Here is a 17449-nt window from a genome sequence, read left to right on the forward strand (position 1 = left end):
GACGGCAGGCTCTGCCGGACACCGTGGTCATGCCGTTCACGGCACCCGAAGGCACAGCCCTCGGACGCGTGCCCGGACTGCGGCCCGGAGCGGGGGCCGGACTGCGGACCGGACCGGGGTCCGGCCGGGTGCTGGGCCGGTACGGCGGGCGCGGTGGCGGCCGTACGGTGGCCCGCGCGGCGGGCCTCGATCATCGCGACGGCCCGCTCCGGGAGCCACGCGGAGGCGGTGCCGCTCTCGTCGCCGCCCTCGAAGAGGTGCGGGGCCAGCTGCGCCTGGAGGTCGGCGGGGGTGGGACGCAAGGTGGCGTCCATCTGCATGCAGGAGTCGATGAGCGGCCGCAGCTCGTCGGGCAGGCCCTCCAGGTTGGGGCCCTCGCGCAGCAGCATGAACACCGTCTCGACGGGGTTGGCCCCGTGGTACGGCGGGTGCCCGGTCGCGGCGAAGACGAGGGTGGAGCCGAGCGAGAAGATGTCGCTGGCACCCTTGACGCTGCGCGAGTCCTTCGCCTGCTCGGGCGACATGTAGGCGGGGGTGCCGACGGCCACGTTCGTCATGGTCAGGCGGGTGTTGGAGACCCCGCTCGCGATGCCGAAGTCGATCACGCGCGGGCCGTCCTCGACGACGAGCACGTTGGAGGGCTTCAGGTCGCGGTGGACCAGGCCCGCGCCGTGGATGGACTGGAGGGCCTCGGCGATGCCGGCCGCGAGCCACCGTACGGCCTGGGCGGGCATGGGCCCGCACTCGTTGACGATCTCCTCCAGGGAGGGCGCCGGGACGTACGCGGTGGCCAGCCACGGGACGGCGGCCCGCGGGTCGGCGTCCACGACGGCGGCCGTGTAGAACCCGGAGACGGCGCGCGCCGCCTCCACCTCGCGGGTGAAGCGCACCCGGAACAGCTGGTCCTCGGCGAGCTCGGTGCGCACCGTTTTGATGGCCACCCTGCGGCCGGATGCCGACCGTGCGAGATAGACCAGCCCCATGCCGCCGGCGCCGAGCCGTCCCAGCACCTCGAAGGGGCCGATCCGTCTCGGGTCGTGCTGCGTCAGCTGCTCCACCACTCGCCTCCACACCTCCCCGTACGGGTCACCTGCCGGACCCGCTCCACCTCACCGCGGGCGGGGCCCGCGGTGGCGCATGCTCGATTCTGTCAGGCCCGCGCCCGGTCCGGCCCCGGCTCCCGCCCCCGCCTTCACGCGCCGGTCTTCACCCGGGGCTCCGACAGCAGTCCGAACACGGCTCCTTGATTGTCGGCGACGACCGCGATCCGCCCGTACGGCGTGTCGAACGGGTCGGCCGTGACGCGTCCGCCGAGCCGCTGGACGGTGGCGGCGGACTGGTCGCAGTCGGGGACGGCGAAGTAGGCGAGGAAGTGCGCCGGCATGATCTCCGGGAACGCGTCGGTGATCAGGGTGCGGCCGAGGACGGCGGTGTCGGAGCCGGGGGCCGCGCCGGGCGGGGACCAGACGCGGTAGGCGATGCCGGTCTCGGGGTCGTCCTGGTCCTCGGGGACGTAGCCGAAGACCTTGGCGTAGAAGGCGTCGACGGCGTCCCGGGCCCGGGTGTAGACCTCGGACCAGCAGTACGTGTACGGCTCCTGCTGGGCGTCGAAGCCGTGGTGGGTGCCGGGCTGCCAGAGGCCGAAGACGGCGCCGCCGGGGTCGGCGGCCATCGCGGCCGTGCCGTAGGGGCCCACGGGCTGCGGGTCCATGACCATCTGGCCGCCGGCGGCGCGGATGCGCTGGGCGCAGGCGTAGGCGTCGGTGGTGTACAGGTACACGCCCCAGACGGTGGGCATGCGGCCGTCGGGCTTGGGGGCGAGGGCGGCGATGTTGCGGCCGCGGCTGTAGGCCTGGGTGTAGTTGCCGTACGCGGGCCCCGCGCTGTCGCCGAAGGTCCACCCGAAGAGCTCACCGTAGAACCGCTTGCCCGCCTCGACGTCGGGCAGCGAGGCGTCGACCCAGCAGGGCGAGCCTTCCGCGAATGCGGCCATGGGGCGGATTCCCTTCCGTTGCCGGGATCGTACTGTTTTCGTGCGTAACAGACATGATCCGCACGAAAACTTGTCCACAGCCTGTTGATAAGACTATTCGGGGGATACGCCACGATACGGGTGGACCCGTACGGACCGCACGCCCGGGTCCGGCGGCCCGCACCGGCCGGGACCGCACGCCGCCGTGCCCGTACCGGCCCCCGGCACGGGTGGGCGCACCCCGGCCGGAATTCGCCGCCCGGCGCTCCACACGGGCGCTTCCCCCCAGGTCGGCGGGTGCGTAACCCCATTTGCAGGCGGCCGAATAGCGCGCCGATCCCCCCTCGGTAAGCTGACGGCATGACAGGACAAGTACGCACCGTCGACGGGCGTGTCGCCGGCCGGCGCGGCCAGGCGACGCGGCAGAAGCTGCTCGACTGCCTCAGTGAGATGCTCAGCTCCTCGCCGTACCGCGACGTCAAAGTGATCGACGTCGCCCGCAAGGCCGGTACCTCCCCCGCGACCTTCTACCAGTACTTCCCGGACGTCGAAGGCGCCGTCCTGGAGATCGCCGAGGAAATGGCCACGGAGGGCGCGCAGTTGACCGCGCTCGTCGAGGGCCGCAACTGGGTCGGCAAGGCCGGCTGGGCGACCGCCGAGGAACTCGTCGAGGGATTCCTGGACTTCTGGCGCCGCAACGACGCCATCCTGCGGGTGGTCGATCTGGGCGCGGCCGAGGGCGACAAGCGGTTCTACAAGATCCGCATGAAGATCCTGAACTCCGTCACCAACTCCCTCACGGAGTCGATGAAGGAGCTCCAGGCCAAGGGCAAGGTCGACAAGGACCTCAGTCCGGCGGCCATGGCGGGATCACTGGTCGCGATGCTGGCCGCGGTCGCCTCGCACCAGAAGGGGTTCCAGACCTGGGGCGTCAAGCAGGCCGAACTCAAGCCCAACCTGGCGCTGCTCGTGCACCTCGGCATCACCGGGAAGAAGCCCACCAAGTGACGGCGGACCCTCACCGAGGGTCCGCCGGCCTTGCCCGCCCGTCCGTCCGCCCGCCCGTTCCGCCCGTCCGCCCGCCCGTCCGTCCATCACGGCTGCGATATCAGCGCCGCCGGCGCTGCCGGCGCCGCTAGCGCCGCTAGCGCCGCTCCAGACGGAACAGCCTGATCTCGCGCTCGATGCGCGCCTGGTACGTCGCGTACGGCGGCCAGAACCTCAGCACCGCCTGCCACGCCGCCGCGCGCTCGGCCCCCTCCAGCAGCCGCGCCCGCACGGCGATGTCCCGCCCCTGCCAGTTCACGTCCGCGTCCGGATGCTTGAGCAGGTTCCCGGTCCAGGCCGGGTGGCCGGGGCGGCCGAAGTTGGAGCCGATCAGCAGCCAGCTCACGCCTCCGTCCTCCGGCATGCACGCGAGCGGCGTGGTCCGTGGTTCACCCGTCTTCGCACCCTTCGCGGTGAGGATCACCCCGGGCAGCATCCGGGCGCTGAGCAGCACCTTTCCACGGGTCAGGCGGTGCACCGCCTTGTCCATGGCGGGGATGAAGTGGGGTGCGATCCTGGCGAACAGGAGGGTCGAGGAGACCTTCTGGATCAGCTTGACGCCGGGAGCCATCAGACGGCCACCCTTTCGTTGCCGGTCGTACCGGAGGTCGGGGCGGTCGGGGCGGTCGGGGCGAAGAGCCCGGACCGCTGCGCGGCGTGGGCGCGGAGCCGGTGGACGGGGCCGAAGAGCAGCTCGTCGGCGGCCGCCCGCTTGAAGTACAGGTGGGCGTCGTGCTCCCAGGTGAACCCGATGCCGCCGTGCAACTGGATGGCCTCGCCCGCCGTGGCCCGCAGGGCCTCCAGGGCCTGGGCCAGGGCGAGTGCGCCCTGGTCCTGGTCCCAGGCGGCGTAGTAGGCGGCGGAGCGCGCCGCCTGGATCTGTACGTAGAGGTCGGCGAGACGGTGCTTGACCGCCTGGAAGGAGCCGATGGGCCGGCCGAACTGCTCGCGCCGGCGCACGTGCTCGACGGTACGGTCCAGCGCCCGGTCCGCCGCGCCGACCGCCTCGGCGGCCAGGACGACGGCGGCCGTGCGTCCGGTGGCGGCGAGGGCGGGCAGCGGGTCGGCGTCCTCCTCGCCGAGCAGCTCCGCCGGTACGTCGCGCAGCTGGACCCGGCCTTGGGGGCGGGTCTCGTCGAGGGTGGGCTGCCGTGTGCGTACGAGGCCGGGCGCGTCGGCCCGTACCAGGAACAGCAGGGTCCGGCTGCGGGCGAAGCCTCCGGTGTGCGCGGCGACGAGCAGCAGGTCGGCGCTGTGGCCGTCGAGCACCTGGGCGACCTCTCCGTAGAGCCGCCAGGCGGGGTCCCCCGAGGGGGCGCTCGTGGGGTCGCTCGTGGGGTCGCTCGCGGCGGGGGCGCTCCCGGCGGCGCGCGCCTGGACCCCGCCCGCGCGCCCCCCGCCCGCCCAGTCGCCCGGGGCGTTCTCGCCGGTCAGCCCCAGGGCGGTGGCCAGGGCGGGACCCGCGACCGCGAGCGCCGCCGTCCGCTCCCCCGCCGCGAGCGGGGGCAGCAGCGCGGCGCGCTGGGCCGCGGTGCCGAGGGCCGCGACCAGCGGGACGGCGAGCGCGGCGGTGGCGAGCAGGGGGGAGGGCAGCAGGGCGCGGCCGGTCTCCTCGCAGGCCAGGGCCAGGTCGGCGGGGGTGCAGCCGACGCCGCCGTACTCCTCGGCGACGGCGATGCCCGGCAGGCCCAGCTCCCGGGCGAGCCGCTGCCACAGCTCCCGGTCGTACCCGGTGTCGGTCCGGGCGGCGGCCTTGACCTCGTCGGGGCCGCAGCGTTTGCCCAGGATCTCGCGCAGGGTACGGCGTATCTCGTCCTGCTCCGCGGTGAAGGCGGCGTCCATCGTCGGGCTCCTCCCGGGGGCACCTCCCGGCGGTGGCCGGGGGGTGGATCTGACGGGGCGTCATGTTAGGCCGCGGGGGCCCAGATGCACAGGGCCCGGACGGCACGCGCTCTAGCATCTGACGTATCGTCAGATGTACCGTCCCCCCATGCCTGGACCCACACCCGGACCCACCTCCGGCCCCCTGTCCCGCGCACCCGAACCCCGCCCCCGCCGCCGGGTCGCGGTGGCCGGGGTCGCGCTCTCGGAATGCGGCCGGGTCGACGGCCCGACCCCCTACGCCCTGCACGCACAGGCCGCCCGGCGGGCCCTGGCCGACTCCGGCCTGGACCGCTCCGTCATCGACGGCTTCGCCTCGGCCGGCCTGGGCACCCTCGCGCCCGTCGAGGTGGCCGAGTACCTGGGCCTGCGCCCCACCTGGGTGGACTCCACCTCCGTCGGCGGCTCGACCTGGGAGGTCATGGCCGCCCACGCCGCCGACGCCATCGCGGCGGGGCACGCCAACGCCGTGCTGCTGGTCTACGGATCCACCGCCCGCGCCGACATCAAGGCCCGCCGCCGCACCTCGAACCTCTCCTTCGGCGCCCGGGGGCCGCTGCAGTTCGAGGTCCCGTACGGCCACACGCTGATCTCCAAGTACGCGATGGCCGCGCGCCGCCACATGCACGAGTACGGGACGACCCTGGAGCAGCTCGCCTCGGTGGCCGTCCAGGCCCGCGCGAACGCGGCCACCAACCCGGACGCGATGTTCCGCACGCCGCTGACCGTGGACGAGGTCCTCTCCTCGGAGATGATCGCCGACCCCTTCACCAAGCTGCACTGCTGCATCCGCTCGGACGGCGGCTGCGCGGTGCTCCTGGTGGCGGAGGACCTGGTGCCCGACACGGCGAAGACCCCGGTGTGGGTACTGGGCACCGGTACCTCCGTCTCGCACACCACGATGTCGGAGTGGGCGGACTTCACCGTCTCCCCGGCGGCCGTCTCGGGCCGCCTGGCCTTCGAACGCGCCGGCCTGACCCCGGCGGACGTGGACCTCGCGCAGATCTACGACGCCTTCACGTACATGACCCTGGTGACCCTGGAGGACCTCGGCTTCTGCGCGAAGGGCGAGGGCGGGGCCTACGTGGAGAAGGGCCGCCTGCTGCGGGAGGGCGAGCTCCCCGTCAACACGGACGGGGGCGGCCTGTCGGCCTGCCATCCGGGGATGCGCGGCCTGTTCCTGCTGGTCGAAGCCGTACGCCAACTGCGTGGCGAAGCGGGCCCGGACCGCCAGGTCACCAAACCGGGCGGCCGACTCCCGGAGGTGGCCCTGGCGTCGGGCACAGGAGGCTGGTTCTGCTCCTCGGGCACGGTGATCCTGGGGCGGGGGTAGGGGGTGGGGTCGGGGAGCGGGCGGGGCTCTGCCGGGTGGGGGCTTCGCGTGCCGATCCCGGCCGGGGGTGGGCGGTGCTCCCTTGGCCCGGATCGGGGGAGGGCTGGGGGCGTCCCGCCAGTCCACTGTCCTTCCCTGATACCGACCAGCGCGAGTCCCGCCGCCCCCCGACCCCGACCAACCGACCACCCCACCCCGAGTCACCCCACCCCCGCAGGCCGGTCCCGGTCCAGGGCAGGGGCGGGGCCCAGGGTGAAGCCGCAGATTTCCATCCCGGCGAACGATGCGTGATCCAGGTCTAGTTGGAGCCACAGGCCGGGCGCCGCGTCGTCGTCGAAGTGGATCCAGGCGCTGTCGGCGCGGCCGGCCGGGGCCGTTCGGAGGTAGGCGCAGGCCGCGCTGCACCGGCACCACCCGTGGAAACGCAGTGCCGCCAGAGCCCGGGCCAGGGCGGGCTCGCCCTCGGCGACCAGGGCCGTGTCCAGGAACGACACCAGTGCGGGATAGACATCGGCAAGCAGCGGCGGCTCGGTCTCGCTCACTCGGCCAGGTTAGCCACCCCCGGCGCCCTCAGCCCCCGGAGCGCGAACGCGGCGTTCACGACGTACCCCGGACGGACGGCCGTCGGCGTGAACGCGTACGAGGACTTTTGGCCTCCGCCCCCGGACGGCTACGTTCGGGGCATGGACCTCTTGCGCTACGTCGCCTTCAGCACCGACCCGCGGGGCGGGAACCCGGCGGGTGTGGTGCTCGACGCCACCGGCCTCGACGAGGCGACGATGGCCGCCACCGCGGCGGAAGTCGGCTACTCGGAGACGGCGTTCGTCGTTCCGCGCCAGGACGGCGCCTTCGACATCCGCTACTTCAGCCCGAAGGCCGAGGTGCCCTTCTGCGGGCACGCCACGATCGCCACCGCCGTCGCCCACGCACGCCTGCACGGCGCCGGTGACCTGCTGCTGCACACCCAGGCCGGCCCGGTCCCGGTGACCACCTCGGTCGGCCCGGACGGCGACGTCACGGCCACGCTGGTGAGTGTGGAGCCGCGTACGGAGGACCTCGCGGAGGCCGACCTGGCCGAGCTGCTGGCCGCGCTGCGCTGGTCCCCCGCCGATCTCGACCCGGCCCTGCCGCCGCGGGCGGCGTACGCGGGTGCCTGGCATCCGGTGATCGCGGCGGGGAGCCGGGAGCGGCTCGCCGACCTGGACTACGACCGGGCCGCGCTGGCCGGGCTGATGGCGCGCCGCGGCTGGACCACGATCACCCTCGTGCGGCGCGAGTCGGAGTCGGTCTTCCACGCCCGGAACCCGTTCCCGCCCGGCGGTGTGGTCGAGGACCCGGCGACGGGCGCGGCGGCCGCGGCCCTCGGCGGCTACCTGCGCGCCCTCGGCCTGATCGACACCCCGGCCCGGCTGACCGTCCACCAGGGTGTGGACATGGGCCGCCCGAGCCTGATCACGGTCGGGGTACCGGCGGACCCGGCGGCGGGCATCGAGGTCACGGGCACGGCAGTACCCATCCCCTGACGGGCCGCCGGCCCCCGGGCGCAGGCCCCCGACCGCCCCTCCCTACCAGGTCAGGGCGTCCAGCGGGCGCCCGTCGGGGCTGATGCGGAGGTCGTGGTGGGTGTGGTCGAGGTCGATCAGCCTGATGTGGGACGCGTCCGTCCAGGTGGCCTGCAGGACGCCCCGGGGGTAGCCGGCGGCGTACTCGGCGACCGGGTGGCGGCGGGTGTTCGGGAAGCGGCCCGCGTCCACGTAGATCCGCCAGACCGGGTCGCCCAGGCCGAGGCCCCGTTCCACGACGAGGCGGCGGCCGGATCCGTCGGGGGCGGGGACGTCCCACTCCCGGTCCGGGAAGGGATCGGAGACCACCGCGTACGCGGGGACGGCGAGCACGCCCAGCACGGCCGTCCCGGCCAGCGCGAGCCCCGCGCCCTTGCGGACGTCGGCCCGGCGGGAGGCGAGCAGGGCCGCTCCGGCGAGGCAGACGGCGGCCAGGCAGGCGAGCAGGACGGGGTGGTCCATCTCGGCCAGCAGGGCGAGGCCTCCGGGCCGGTCGCAGAAGGGGACGACGGCCGCCGCGGCGCCCGCCGTCACGGCGAGGGCGCCCAGCGCCCGCGCCGCAACTCTGTGCATGTCCATGGCCAAGCACCCTAATGCCGGAACCCGAACGCTCCACCGGGTCACGGCACTAGCCTGGCCGCATGACCAGCGACTTCCACACCACCCTGCACTCCCTGCGGGTATGGGACACCGAGCTCCCCGGCTTCGACCCGGCGGCCGCTCCCGACGGGCCGCTGGCCCTGTTCCGGGAGTGGTTCGTCCAGGCCGCCCGGTCCGGGCAGGCCGAACCGCACACCATGAGCCTGGCGACGGTGGACGCCGAGGGGCGGCCCGATGTCCGGATCCTGATGCTGCACGACGCCGACGAGCGCGGCTGGCACTTCGCCTCGCACGCCACCAGCGCCAAGGGGCGCCAGCTGGCGCGGCACCCGCAGGCGGCGCTGTGCTTCTACTGGCCCGCGGTGGGCCGGCAGGTGCGGATCCGGGGCCGGGTCGTGGCCTGCGGGCCCGAGGAGAGCCGGGCGGACCTGGCGGTGCGCTCGCGCGGGGCGCTGGCGGCCGCGCTGACCGGCCGGCAGAGCGAGGTGCTGGACTCGGCGCAGGAGCTGGTGCGGGCCTCGGCGGCGGCGTGGGAGCGGGCCGGAGCCGAACCGGACGCGCCCGCGCCGACCTGGACCCGGTACGTGCTCGATCCCGTCGAGGCGGAGTTCTTCCAGGGGGACGCCGCCCGGCGCCACGTCCGCCTGCGCTACCGGCGCACCGCCGGCGGGGCGTGGGAGCGGGAGCTGCTCTGGCCGTAGACGCCTTCCGGCGGTACGGGGTCAGGCCGCGCGGAAGACGGCGACGCGGACGCCCTCCGCCGCCTCCCGGAAGGTGACCTCCAGGGGCATGCCGATGCGCAGGGCGTCGTGCGGGCAGTCGACGACCTCCGTCATCATCCGGGGCCCTTCCGCGAGGTCGACGACGGCGGCCACGTACGGGACGCGCCCGCCGAAGGGCGGGAGGTCGTTGCGGTGGACCACCGACCAGGTGTAGAGGCTGGCCCGGCCGCTCGCCTCCTCCCAGGCGACCCGCTCCTCGCCGGCCCAGCAGAAGGGGCAGAACTCGCGCGGGTAGTGGTGGGCGCGCCCGCAGTCGGCGCAGCGGCGCAGCAGGAGCCGGTCGGCCGCGGCGGCGTCCCAGTAGGGGCGGGTGAACTCGTCCGGCTCCGGGAGGTCGTGGCGCGGGGTGCTCACAGGAGGATTCCGATCGTCGCGTCGAGGGACCAGGTCTGCCAGGCCATGGCGAAGAGGGCGACGAGCGAGATGAGCGCCATCATCGCGTTCTGGCCCTGCTCGGCCCAGTCGTGGATCATCAGCACCAGGTAGAGCAGGTTCAGCAGCAGTCCGCCGATCAGGGCCACCGGGGTCAGGAAGCCGAGCACCAGGCCCAGGCCCAGGGCGAGTTCGGCGTAGACGACGATGTACGCCATCAGTTTCGGGCGGGGCCGGACGACCTTGTCGAAGCCGCTCCGCACGAAGGGCCAGCGGTGCTTCCCGGCGACGTCGGCGGCCCAGGCGATGCCGGTGCCGCGCTCGAACCAGCCCTTCTTGTCCTTGTGGCGCCAGCTCTCCAGCCACCACAGGCCGAGCCCGATGCGCAGCACGGCGAGCCACTCGGCGCCGCTGAGCCAGATGGTCTGCATCCCTCACCCACCCACTCGACCCACTGATCTGACGGTACGTCAGTTCAGCGGATCGGCGGCGATCCCGCAAGGGGGCTGCGGGGCGGGGCACCGGACCGTGCGCGGCCAGCGGGCTCAGGGGCAGGCGGGCTCAAGGGCGGCCGGGCTCAAGGGCGGGCGGGCTCAGGGGTGGGCGGGCTCAGGGGTGGGCGAACAGCCTCCCGTACCCGGCGATACCGCCGGTCTCCGCGCCCGCCGCCCGCAGCGCGGCCCACAGCAGGACCTGGTTCGCGCTCAGGACCGGCCGGCCGAGGGTGGCCTCCAGGGCCGCGATCGCCCCGACGGCGCGGAAGCCGTTCCCGCCGATCACCACCGCCTCGGCGGCGTCGGGCACGCGCGGCGCCACCCAGTCGTGCAGGGCCGCGGGGCCGATCCGCCGCTGCTCACGGGGGAGCCCGCACGGGGCGGCGTAGACGACCTCGAACCCGCAGTCCTCGTAGTAGCCGCGCCCCAGGTCGCTGAGGGTGTCGTCGAACCACGGCGGGTCCACGAGGGCGATCCGCCCGGCCCCCACCGCCCGCAGGGCCAGGGCCGCCGCGGCGCAGGTGGCGACCACCGGCAGCCCGTGGGTCCGCTCCCCCAGCCGGGCCAGCATGTGCCCCTCGCCGCGCGGCCCGATGACGTAGGCGGAGGAGGTGAAGGCGTAGGCGATCGCCGCCACCGGCGCCGCGGCGAGCAGCGCGGCGGCCTCGTCCACGCCCGGGGGCTCGGCGAAGGCGCGTACGGGGGCCAGCGGCAGGACCGGGTCCATGGCGCCCCCGCGCCCCGTCGCCGCGAACGGCACCCGGGCGGTGTGCAGGCCCACGTCGGCCGGGGCCATGGCGCGCAGCTCCGACTCTGGGCCGACGTCGGCGTGCGGGGTGAGGATTCCGAGGCGGACGCGTACGTCCCACCCGTCGGGCTGCCACATCGCGCGTTCCTCTCGGGGACGGGCCGGGGCCCTCCACTGTGGCAGTGCGGCGGCCCGGCGGTCGCGCAGCAACGCCGGGAGGGGCGTCCGGGCGGCCGTGATCGATCCGCAATCGTTTCCCTCCTCGTCCGAGACCCATCAACGCTGTGTGTCGATACGATCACTGCTCATGTCCGAGCCCGACCTGACCATCACCGAGCCCCGCCCCGTGTACGTGATCGGCGCGGGCCCCGGCGGCCTCGCCGTCGCCGCCGCGCTGCGCGCCCGGGGGGTGCGCGCGGTGGTCGTCGAGAAGTCCGGCTCCGTCGGCGCCTCCTGGCGGGGGCACTACGAGCGGCTGCGCCTGCACACCACCCGGCGCCTGTCGGCGCTGCCGGGGCTGGCGATACCGAGGCGTTTCGGGCGCTGGGTCGCGCGGGCGGACGTGGTGCGCTACCTGGAGAAGTACGCGGAGTTCCACGCCCTGGAGCTGGTCACGGGCGTGGAGGTGACCCGGATCGAGCGGGCCGCCGACGGGGAGGGCTGGACCCTGCACGCCTCGGGCGGGCGGATGCTGGCCGCCGGGGCCGTGGTCGTGGCCACCGGTTTCAACCACACGCCGGCGCTCCCCGACTGGCCGGGCCGCGAGGAGTACGCCGGGCGGCTGCTGCACGCCGCCGCCTACCGGGAGCCGGGGCCGTACGCCGGGCAGGACGTGCTCGTCGTGGGGGCCGGGAACACCGGCGCCGAGATAGCCGTGGACCTGGTGGAGGGCGGGGCCGCGCGGGTGCGGCTGGCGGTGCGCACCGCCCCGCACGTCGTACGCCGCTCCACGGCCGGGTGGCCGGCGCAGCGCACGGGGATCCTCGTACGGAGGCTGCCGGTGCGGCTCGTGGACCGGCTGGGCGCGCTGGTCGCGCGGGCCTCGGTCCCGGACCTGTCGGCGTACGGGCTGCCGCGGCCCTCGGCCGGCCTGTACAGCAGGGTGCGGCAGGGGGCGATCCCGGTGCAGGACGTGGGCCTGATCGAGGCGGTGCGCCGGGGCCGGGTGGAGCCGGTGGCGGCCGTGGCCTCCTTCGACGGGGACGGGGTGGTGCTGGCGGACGGTACGCGGATCACCCCGGACGCGGTGATCGCGGCGACGGGTTACCGGCGGGCCCTGGAGGGCCTGGTGGGCCACCTCGGCGTACTGGACGGGCGCGGACGCCCCCTCGCCCACGGGCCCCGCACCCCGGCCGGGGCGCCCGGCCTGTACTTCACCGGGTTCACGAACCCCATCAGCGGCATGCTCCGCGAGCTGGCCCGGGACGCGGAGCGGATCGCGCGGGCCCTGTCCCGGCGGCGGGGGCGGCGGCGGTCGTCCGTCTAGGCCGAAACGGGCCTGGACCGCGCCCGAGGACCTCTGCCACCGTTCAGGCACACACATCACCTCCACCACCTTTCCTGCGCATCCCTGTTCCTGACGGCGCGTCAGTTCAGTAATCTGACAACGCGTCAGCTATGGATTCGTCGAGGTTCATCGAGCAGGAGCGGGCGGAACGATGCTTGGATCTACTCACGGCACCCTCACCACCGACTTCCGCGCACGGGTCGAGGCCTGCGGGGAGACCCCCAGGACGGCCGTCCACTCCACGGCGGCACCCTCCGACGGGGACGCGGCCGAGCTGGACGTCAGCGGACGGCCCCTGTACTCCGATGTGCCCGACCTGGACCGGTTCTTCCGGCCCGAGTCCGTGGCGGTCGTCGGCGCCTCCGACGCCGACGGCAGACCCAACACCGGCATCACGCGGCAGCTCATCGGCTGGGCCGGGCGCGTCGGCGCCCGTATCCACCCCGTGCACCCCACCCGCGCCACCGTCTTCGGGCTGCCCTGCCACGCGTCCGTGGCCGACCTGCCGGAAGAGGTGGACCTCGCCGTCCTGCTCGTCTCGGACCCGGTCCCCGTCATCGAGCAACTCGCCGACACCAAGGTGAAGTTCGCGGTGGCCTTCGCCTCGGGCTTCGCCGAGACCGGTGAAGCGGGAGCCGCCGCGCAGGCCCGCCTGACCGCCGCCGTCCAGCGCTCCGGCCTGCGCCTGCTGGGCCCGAACACCAACCTCAACGCCTTCGAGGAGTTCCGCGAGGACCTCGACGGCCCCGCCATCGCCCTCATCACCCAGTCCGGCCACCAGGGCCGCCCCGTCTACACCCTCCAGGAGCTCGGCATCCGCCTGTCCCACTGGGCGCCGACGGGCAACGAGGCCGACCTGGAGACCTCCGACTTCATCTCCTACTTCGCCGAGCGGCCCGAGGTCGGGGCCATCGCCTGTTACGTCGAGGGCCTCAAGGACGGCCGCCAGTTCCTCCTGGCCGCCGACCGGGCCGCCCGCAACGGCGTCCCCGTCGTCGCCGTCAAGGTGGGCCGCACCGAGACCGGCGCCCGTACGGCCGCCTCCCACACAGGCAAGCTCACCGGGGCCGACACCGTGGTGGACGCCGCCATGCGGCAGTTCGGCGTGATCCGCGTCGACGGGCTCGACGAGCTGCAGGACACCGCCGCCCTCCTCGCGCGGGCCCGCGCGCCCCGGGCCGACGGGGTCGTCGTCTACTCCATCTCCGGCGGCACCGGCGCCCACTTCTCCGACCTCGCCACCGAGGCGGGCCTCACCCTGCCCACCCTCTCCGAGGCCAAGCAGCGGGAACTGCACCAGTGGATCCCCGAGTACCTGGGCGTGGCCAACCCCGTCGACAACGGCGGCCACCCCGTCGGCGACTGGCGCGGCCGCAAGATCATCGACGCGATCCTGGCCGACCCCTCCGTGGGCGTCCTGATCTGCCCGATCACCGGCCCCTTCCCGCCGATGAGCGACAAGCTCGCCCAGGACCTGGTGGACGCGGCGGAAGCCACCGACAAGCTCGTCTGCGTCATCTGGGGCTCCCCCATCGGCACCGAGGAGGCCTACCGCACCACCCTGCTGGGCTCCTCCCGCGTGGCCACCTTCCGCACCTTCGGCAACTGCATCACCGCCGTCCGCGCCTACCTCGGCCACCACCGCTTCACCGCCTCCTACCGCTCCCCCTTCGACGACGCCCCCCGCACCCCCTCCCCGTCCTTCCGCAAGGCCCAGGCCCTGATGCGGCCCGGCCAGCAGCTCAGCGAACACGCGGCCAAGCAGCTCCTGCGCGCCTACGGGATCCGGGTCCCCCGCGAGCAGCTCGTCACCAGCGCGGCGGCGGCCGTCCGGGCCGCCGGCCTGGTCGGCTACCCGGTGGTCATGAAGGCCTCGGGACCCCAGCTCGGCCACAAGACGGAACTGGGCCTGGTCAAGATCGGCCTCACCTCGGCGAGCCAGATCCGCGACGCGTACCGGGAACTCACCGACATCGCCCGCTACGAGAACATCCCGCTGGACGGGGTCCTGGTCTGCCAGATGGTCGAGCGGGGCGTCGAGATGGTCGTCGGCGTCACCCAGGACGACCTCTTCGGCCCCACCGTGACCGTCGGTCTCGGGGGAGTCCTGGTGGAGGTCCTGCACGACGCGGCGGTCCGCGTACCGCCCTTCGGGGAGGACCAGGCCCGCCACATGCTGACCGAACTGCGCGGCCACCCGCTCCTGGAGGGGGTCAGGGGCGCACCCCCGGCCGACGTGGACGCGCTGGTGGAGGTCATCCTCCGGGTCCAGCGGATGGCACTGGAGCTGGGTGACGTCCTGTCCGAACTGGACGTCAACCCCCTGATGGTCCTCCCCCGGGGCCAGGGGGCGGTAGCCCTGGACGCCCTGGCCGTCTGCCGCTGACCTGGCCGGTCGTTCCCCGAACCCCGGGGCTGCGCCCCGGACCCCCGCGCCTCAAACGCCGGCGGGGCTGGATTTGGCTGCGCCCGGCCGGGGGCGGGGACGGGGTGGGGTGTTGGCCGGGACGTAAAACGTGATTTGTTGGCGCGCGGCGCCGATGCAGGACCGGAGGCCCGGACAGGGCGCCATAAATCATGCAGTCCCGGACGACACCCCACCCCGGCACCGACCCCGGCCACCCCCGACCCCGCCCAACCACGCCAACCCCGAACGGAGTCCACCGTGGACGAGGTCCTGCACCGCCTGGAGGGCGGCGTCTCCTGGATCACCCTCAACCGCCCCGAGGCCATGAACGCCGTCACCTGGGAGCAGCGCGAGTACGTCATCACCCTGCTCGCCGAGGCCTCCGCCGACCCCGCCGTACGGGCCGTCGTCCTGACCGCCACCGGCAACGGCTTCTGCGCGGGCGCCGACCTCCGCAGCCAGCCCCCCACCGCGCCGCAGGCCCCCCGCATCGCCGGCGACGTCTCCCGCATGATCCGCCTCGGCGCACAGCGCCTGATCACGGCGGTGCTCGACTGCGAGAAGCCCGTCATCGCCGCGGTCAACGGCACCGCCGCCGGCATCGGCGCCCACCTCGCGCTCGCCTGTGACCTGGTGATCGCCGCCGAAGGCGCCCGCTTCATCGAGGTGTTCGTCCGCCGCGGCCTCGTCCCCGACGGCGGCGGCGCCTACCTCCTGCCCCGCCTCCTCGGCCCGCAGAAGGCCAAGGAGCTGCTGTTCTTCGGCGACGCCGTCCCCGCCGAGGAGGCGGCCCGCCTCGGCCTCGTCAACAAGGTGGTCCCCGCCGACGGGCTGGAGGCCGCCGCCCGCGCCTGGGCCGAGCGCCTCGCGCAGGGCCCGACCCGCGCCCTGGCGCTGACCAAGCAGCTGGTCAACGCCTCCCTGGACGGCGACCGGGCGACCGCACTGGCGGCCGAGGCCACGGCCCAGGAGCTGAACATGACCACGGCCGACGCGAACGAGGGCGTGGCCGCCTTCAAGGAGCGCCGCACGCCCGAGTACCGGGGCCGCTGAATCCCGGCCGGCCCCCTACATCTGCGGGTCCGGCCTCAGCAGGGCGAACACCGCGCCGGCCGGGTCGGAGGCCCACGCGATCCGTCCGACCGCCGGCACGTCCACGGGCGGCATCAGTACCTCGCCGCCCCCGCCCTCGACGGCGGTGACGGTGGCGTCCACGTCGGCGACGTTGAAGTAGGGCACCCAGCGCGGCACGATGGACGATCCCCCGCCCGCGCCCTCGCCCTGCGGGGCGACGCCGCCGAAGGAGCCCTCCTGCTGGTCGCCGTCGGCGATGCTGAGCACCCGGTACAGCATGCCGGGGGTCTGCATCTCCGCGGCCCGCCACCCGAACAGGCCGCGGTAGAAGGCGATGTCCGCGACCGGGTCCGGCACGTGCAGCTCCACCCACACCAGGGAGTTCACGTCGGAGGCCAGGCCCAGGCCGCCGGTCTTGCCGGGCTGCCAGCAGGCGAACTCCACGCCCTGCGGGTCGGTGAACTGGGCCAGCCAGCCCTCCCCCATGACGTCCGCCGGTTCCATCCGCACGCTCCCGCCCCCGGCCCGGACCGCTTCGGCGGTGGCGCGGGCGTCGGGGGTCTGGAAGTGCACCATCCAGGCGGACCGGGCGCCCTCCTCGGTGAGCGGGCCGAGCGCGGCGACGGTCTTGCCCTGGAGCTGGAAGAAGCCGTACCCGCCGGCCTCGGGCCCGGCGGAGACGAACTTCCAGCCGAAGACCCGGGCGTAGAAGGCGGCGGCGGTCGCGGTGTCGGGACTGCCGAGGTCGAGCCAGTTGGGGGATCCGGTGCGGAAGTCGGTGCCGAGCATGGCTTCTCCTCCTGGGGTACGGGGACGCCGGTACGAGTCCACCCGCCACCATGCCGAGCCCCCGCGCACGGAGGCCCGTACGGGCCACGAGGGCCGGGGCGTTTCACCCGTTCGGGCGCCGCTCTTCCTATCTGACGAACCGTCAGGTTCAATCGGTGGCGTGATGGGACACGCAGGGATGGCGGCCACCGTCGTCCGATACCTCAGGTCGGCCGGCTCCCCCACCTCCACGGGGGCGGAGCCCGACCGCGTCGACGCCCTGCCCCGCCCCGACCTGCGGGCCGTCGGGGAGGACGAGCGCGCGCCGGTCAGCCCCGCCGAGTTCCGGGCCGTCCTCGGGAACTTCGCGAGCGGGGTCACCGTCATCACCGCCCCGGCGGCGGAGGGCGAGGAGGGTCCGGCGGGCTTCGCCTGCCAGTCCTTCGCCTCGCTCTCCCTGGACCCGCCCCTGGTCACCTTCATGGTGGCCCGTACGTCGACCACCTGGCCGCGGATCGCCCGCGCCGGGGTGTTCTGCGTCAACATCCTCGGGGCCGAGCAGGGCGAGCTGTGCCGGTCCTTCGCGGTGAGCGGCGCCGACAAGTTCGCCGGGGTCGCCCACCGGCCCGCGCCCGTCACCGGATCGCCCCAGCTCGACGACGTGCCCGCCTGGATCGACTGCCGGATCCACGCCGTCCACACCGGCGGGGACCACCTGATCGTGGTGGGCCGGGTCGAGGCCATGGGCGCGGCCGGCGAGGGCGACCCGCTCCTCTTCCACAAGGGCCGCTTCGGCCGCCTGGCCGACTGACGGCCCCGCGCCGTCACGCACTGCGGGGCGGGCCCGTCCGGCACCGGATGGTGGTGCCGGACGGGCCCGCCGCACGCCCTTGATCACCGCC

The 17449-nt window shown here is 74.4% G+C and carries 18 protein-coding genes; 8 read left to right on the forward strand and 10 right to left on the reverse strand.

The features are described from left to right. On the reverse strand, positions 1-1061 hold a 1061-nt coding region (locus tag ABZW32_RS32700; RefSeq protein WP_356223057.1), incomplete at its 3' end, for a serine/threonine-protein kinase. Positions 1062-1192: 131 nt separating this feature from the next. After that, the gene (locus ABZW32_RS32705; protein WP_356223060.1) at positions 1193-1993 is read right to left on the reverse strand and encodes a VOC family protein; all 801 of its coding nucleotides are present in this window, start codon (positions 1991-1993) and stop codon (positions 1193-1195) included. A 339-nt stretch (positions 1994-2332) separates the two neighbouring features. Between ABZW32_RS32705 and ABZW32_RS32710 the strand changes: the two genes are divergently transcribed. Beyond that, positions 2333-2980, forward strand: a complete 648-nt coding sequence (locus ABZW32_RS32710; RefSeq protein ID WP_356223063.1) for a TetR family transcriptional regulator — start codon at positions 2333-2335, stop codon at positions 2978-2980. Between the two features lie 136 nt (positions 2981-3116). Here ABZW32_RS32710 and ABZW32_RS32715 read toward each other — a convergent pair whose 3' ends face one another. Together ABZW32_RS32715 and ABZW32_RS32720 are read right to left on the reverse strand one after the other, a co-directional pair. Then, a complete protein-coding gene (locus tag ABZW32_RS32715) occupies positions 3117-3590 on the reverse strand; it encodes a nitroreductase family deazaflavin-dependent oxidoreductase (protein WP_030236531.1) in 474 nt (157 codons plus the stop codon). Next, positions 3590-4861 (reverse strand): acyl-CoA dehydrogenase family protein, encoded by a 1272-nt coding sequence (locus ABZW32_RS32720; RefSeq protein WP_356223065.1) that lies wholly within the window; start codon positions 4859-4861, stop codon positions 3590-3592. The genes ABZW32_RS32715 and ABZW32_RS32720 overlap by 1 nt, the downstream gene beginning before the upstream one ends. A 148-nt stretch (positions 4862-5009) precedes the next feature. Here ABZW32_RS32720 and ABZW32_RS32725 point away from each other — a divergent pair, with 148 nt between their 5' ends. Next, positions 5010-6233: an acetyl-CoA acetyltransferase gene (locus tag ABZW32_RS32725; RefSeq protein ID WP_356223067.1), complete on the forward strand. Its 1224-nt coding sequence runs from the start codon at positions 5010-5012 to the stop codon at positions 6231-6233. Between the two features lie 200 nt (positions 6234-6433). Here the strand turns inward: ABZW32_RS32725 and ABZW32_RS32730 are convergent, their stop codons facing one another. Next, entirely contained in the window at positions 6434-6775 is a 342-nt protein-coding gene (locus ABZW32_RS32730) for a hypothetical protein (RefSeq protein WP_356223070.1), read from the reverse strand. A 141-nt stretch (positions 6776-6916) separates the two neighbouring features. On the opposite strand from ABZW32_RS32730, the gene ABZW32_RS32735 reads away from it, so the two are divergent. Beyond that, positions 6917-7756, forward strand: coding sequence for a PhzF family phenazine biosynthesis isomerase (locus ABZW32_RS32735; protein WP_356223073.1), 840 nt, complete (start codon positions 6917-6919; stop codon positions 7754-7756). A 42-nt stretch (positions 7757-7798) separates the two neighbouring features. Here the strand turns inward: ABZW32_RS32735 and ABZW32_RS32740 are convergent, their stop codons facing one another. Beyond that, entirely contained in the window at positions 7799-8374 is a 576-nt protein-coding gene (locus ABZW32_RS32740; protein WP_356223074.1) for a hypothetical protein, read from the reverse strand. A 62-nt stretch (positions 8375-8436) separates the two neighbouring features. Here ABZW32_RS32740 and ABZW32_RS32745 point away from each other — a divergent pair, with 62 nt between their 5' ends. After that, positions 8437-9096: a pyridoxal 5'-phosphate synthase gene (locus tag ABZW32_RS32745; RefSeq protein WP_356223077.1), complete on the forward strand. Its 660-nt coding sequence runs from the start codon at positions 8437-8439 to the stop codon at positions 9094-9096. Positions 9097-9117: 21 nt separating this feature from the next. Here the strand turns inward: ABZW32_RS32745 and ABZW32_RS32750 are convergent, their stop codons facing one another. The 3 genes from ABZW32_RS32750 to ABZW32_RS32760 all read right to left on the reverse strand — a co-directional run bounded on the left by ABZW32_RS32750 (position 9118) and on the right by ABZW32_RS32760 (position 10929). After that, positions 9118-9531, reverse strand: coding sequence for a Zn-ribbon domain-containing OB-fold protein (locus ABZW32_RS32750; protein WP_356223079.1), 414 nt, complete (start codon positions 9529-9531; stop codon positions 9118-9120). Next, positions 9528-9980, reverse strand: coding sequence for a DoxX family membrane protein (locus tag ABZW32_RS32755; protein ID WP_356223082.1), 453 nt, complete (start codon positions 9978-9980; stop codon positions 9528-9530). Before ABZW32_RS32755 ends, ABZW32_RS32750 begins: the two co-directional genes overlap by 4 nt. A gap of 178 nt (positions 9981-10158) precedes the next feature. Continuing rightward, on the reverse strand, positions 10159-10929 hold the full coding sequence (locus ABZW32_RS32760) for a maleate cis-trans isomerase (protein ID WP_356223085.1): 771 nt from the start codon (positions 10927-10929) through the stop codon (positions 10159-10161). A 169-nt stretch (positions 10930-11098) separates the two neighbouring features. Between ABZW32_RS32760 and ABZW32_RS32765 the strand changes: the two genes are divergently transcribed. From ABZW32_RS32765 to ABZW32_RS32775, 3 genes are all read left to right on the forward strand, one after another. Beyond that, positions 11099-12277 (forward strand): NAD(P)/FAD-dependent oxidoreductase, encoded by a 1179-nt coding sequence (locus ABZW32_RS32765; RefSeq protein WP_356223088.1) that lies wholly within the window; start codon positions 11099-11101, stop codon positions 12275-12277. A 172-nt stretch (positions 12278-12449) separates the two neighbouring features. Then, positions 12450-14684, forward strand: a complete 2235-nt coding sequence (locus tag ABZW32_RS32770; RefSeq protein WP_356223089.1) for an acetate--CoA ligase family protein — start codon at positions 12450-12452, stop codon at positions 14682-14684. A 345-nt stretch (positions 14685-15029) separates the two neighbouring features. Further along, positions 15030-15758 carry an enoyl-CoA hydratase-related protein gene (locus tag ABZW32_RS32775; RefSeq protein ID WP_356223119.1) on the forward strand — a complete coding sequence of 243 codons (729 nt, stop codon included), beginning with the start codon at positions 15030-15032 and terminating at the stop codon, positions 15756-15758. Positions 15759-15773: 15 nt separating this feature from the next. Here ABZW32_RS32775 and ABZW32_RS32780 read toward each other — a convergent pair whose 3' ends face one another. Then, a complete protein-coding gene (locus ABZW32_RS32780) occupies positions 15774-16568 on the reverse strand; it encodes a VOC family protein (protein ID WP_356223092.1) in 795 nt (264 codons plus the stop codon). A 163-nt stretch (positions 16569-16731) separates the two neighbouring features. Between ABZW32_RS32780 and ABZW32_RS32785 the strand changes: the two genes are divergently transcribed. Beyond that, the gene (locus tag ABZW32_RS32785) at positions 16732-17358 is read left to right on the forward strand and encodes a flavin reductase family protein (protein ID WP_356223122.1); all 627 of its coding nucleotides are present in this window, start codon (positions 16732-16734) and stop codon (positions 17356-17358) included. Positions 17359-17449 lie beyond the last annotated feature (91 nt).

The organism is Streptomyces sp. NPDC004667 (assembly GCF_040609475.1).
In the GTDB taxonomy this organism is placed as follows: Bacteria; Actinomycetota; Actinomycetes; order Streptomycetales; family Streptomycetaceae; genus Streptomyces.

Coding starts and splice junctions, on each gene's coding strand:
- ABZW32_RS32705 (WP_356223060.1), bottom strand. CDS start 1,993: ATGGCCGCATTCGCGGAAGGCTCGCCCTGCTGGGTCGACGCCTCGCTG.
- ABZW32_RS32710 (WP_356223063.1), top strand. CDS start 2,333: ATGACAGGACAAGTACGCACCGTCGACGGGCGTGTCGCCGGCCGGCGC.
- ABZW32_RS32715 (WP_030236531.1), bottom strand. CDS start 3,590: ATGGCTCCCGGCGTCAAGCTGATCCAGAAGGTCTCCTCGACCCTCCTG.
- ABZW32_RS32720 (WP_356223065.1), bottom strand. CDS start 4,861: ATGGACGCCGCCTTCACCGCGGAGCAGGACGAGATACGCCGTACCCTG.
- ABZW32_RS32725 (WP_356223067.1), top strand. CDS start 5,010: ATGCCTGGACCCACACCCGGACCCACCTCCGGCCCCCTGTCCCGCGCA.
- ABZW32_RS32735 (WP_356223073.1), top strand. CDS start 6,917: ATGGACCTCTTGCGCTACGTCGCCTTCAGCACCGACCCGCGGGGCGGG.
- ABZW32_RS32740 (WP_356223074.1), bottom strand. CDS start 8,374: ATGGACATGCACAGAGTTGCGGCGCGGGCGCTGGGCGCCCTCGCCGTG.
- ABZW32_RS32745 (WP_356223077.1), top strand. CDS start 8,437: ATGACCAGCGACTTCCACACCACCCTGCACTCCCTGCGGGTATGGGAC.
- ABZW32_RS32755 (WP_356223082.1), bottom strand. CDS start 9,980: ATGCAGACCATCTGGCTCAGCGGCGCCGAGTGGCTCGCCGTGCTGCGC.
- ABZW32_RS32760 (WP_356223085.1), bottom strand. CDS start 10,929: ATGTGGCAGCCCGACGGGTGGGACGTACGCGTCCGCCTCGGAATCCTC.
- ABZW32_RS32765 (WP_356223088.1), top strand. CDS start 11,099: ATGTCCGAGCCCGACCTGACCATCACCGAGCCCCGCCCCGTGTACGTG.
- ABZW32_RS32770 (WP_356223089.1), top strand. CDS start 12,450: ATGCTTGGATCTACTCACGGCACCCTCACCACCGACTTCCGCGCACGG.
- ABZW32_RS32775 (WP_356223119.1), top strand. CDS start 15,030: ATGAACGCCGTCACCTGGGAGCAGCGCGAGTACGTCATCACCCTGCTC.
- ABZW32_RS32780 (WP_356223092.1), bottom strand. CDS start 16,568: ATGCTCGGCACCGACTTCCGCACCGGATCCCCCAACTGGCTCGACCTC.
- ABZW32_RS32785 (WP_356223122.1), top strand. CDS start 16,732: ATGGGACACGCAGGGATGGCGGCCACCGTCGTCCGATACCTCAGGTCG.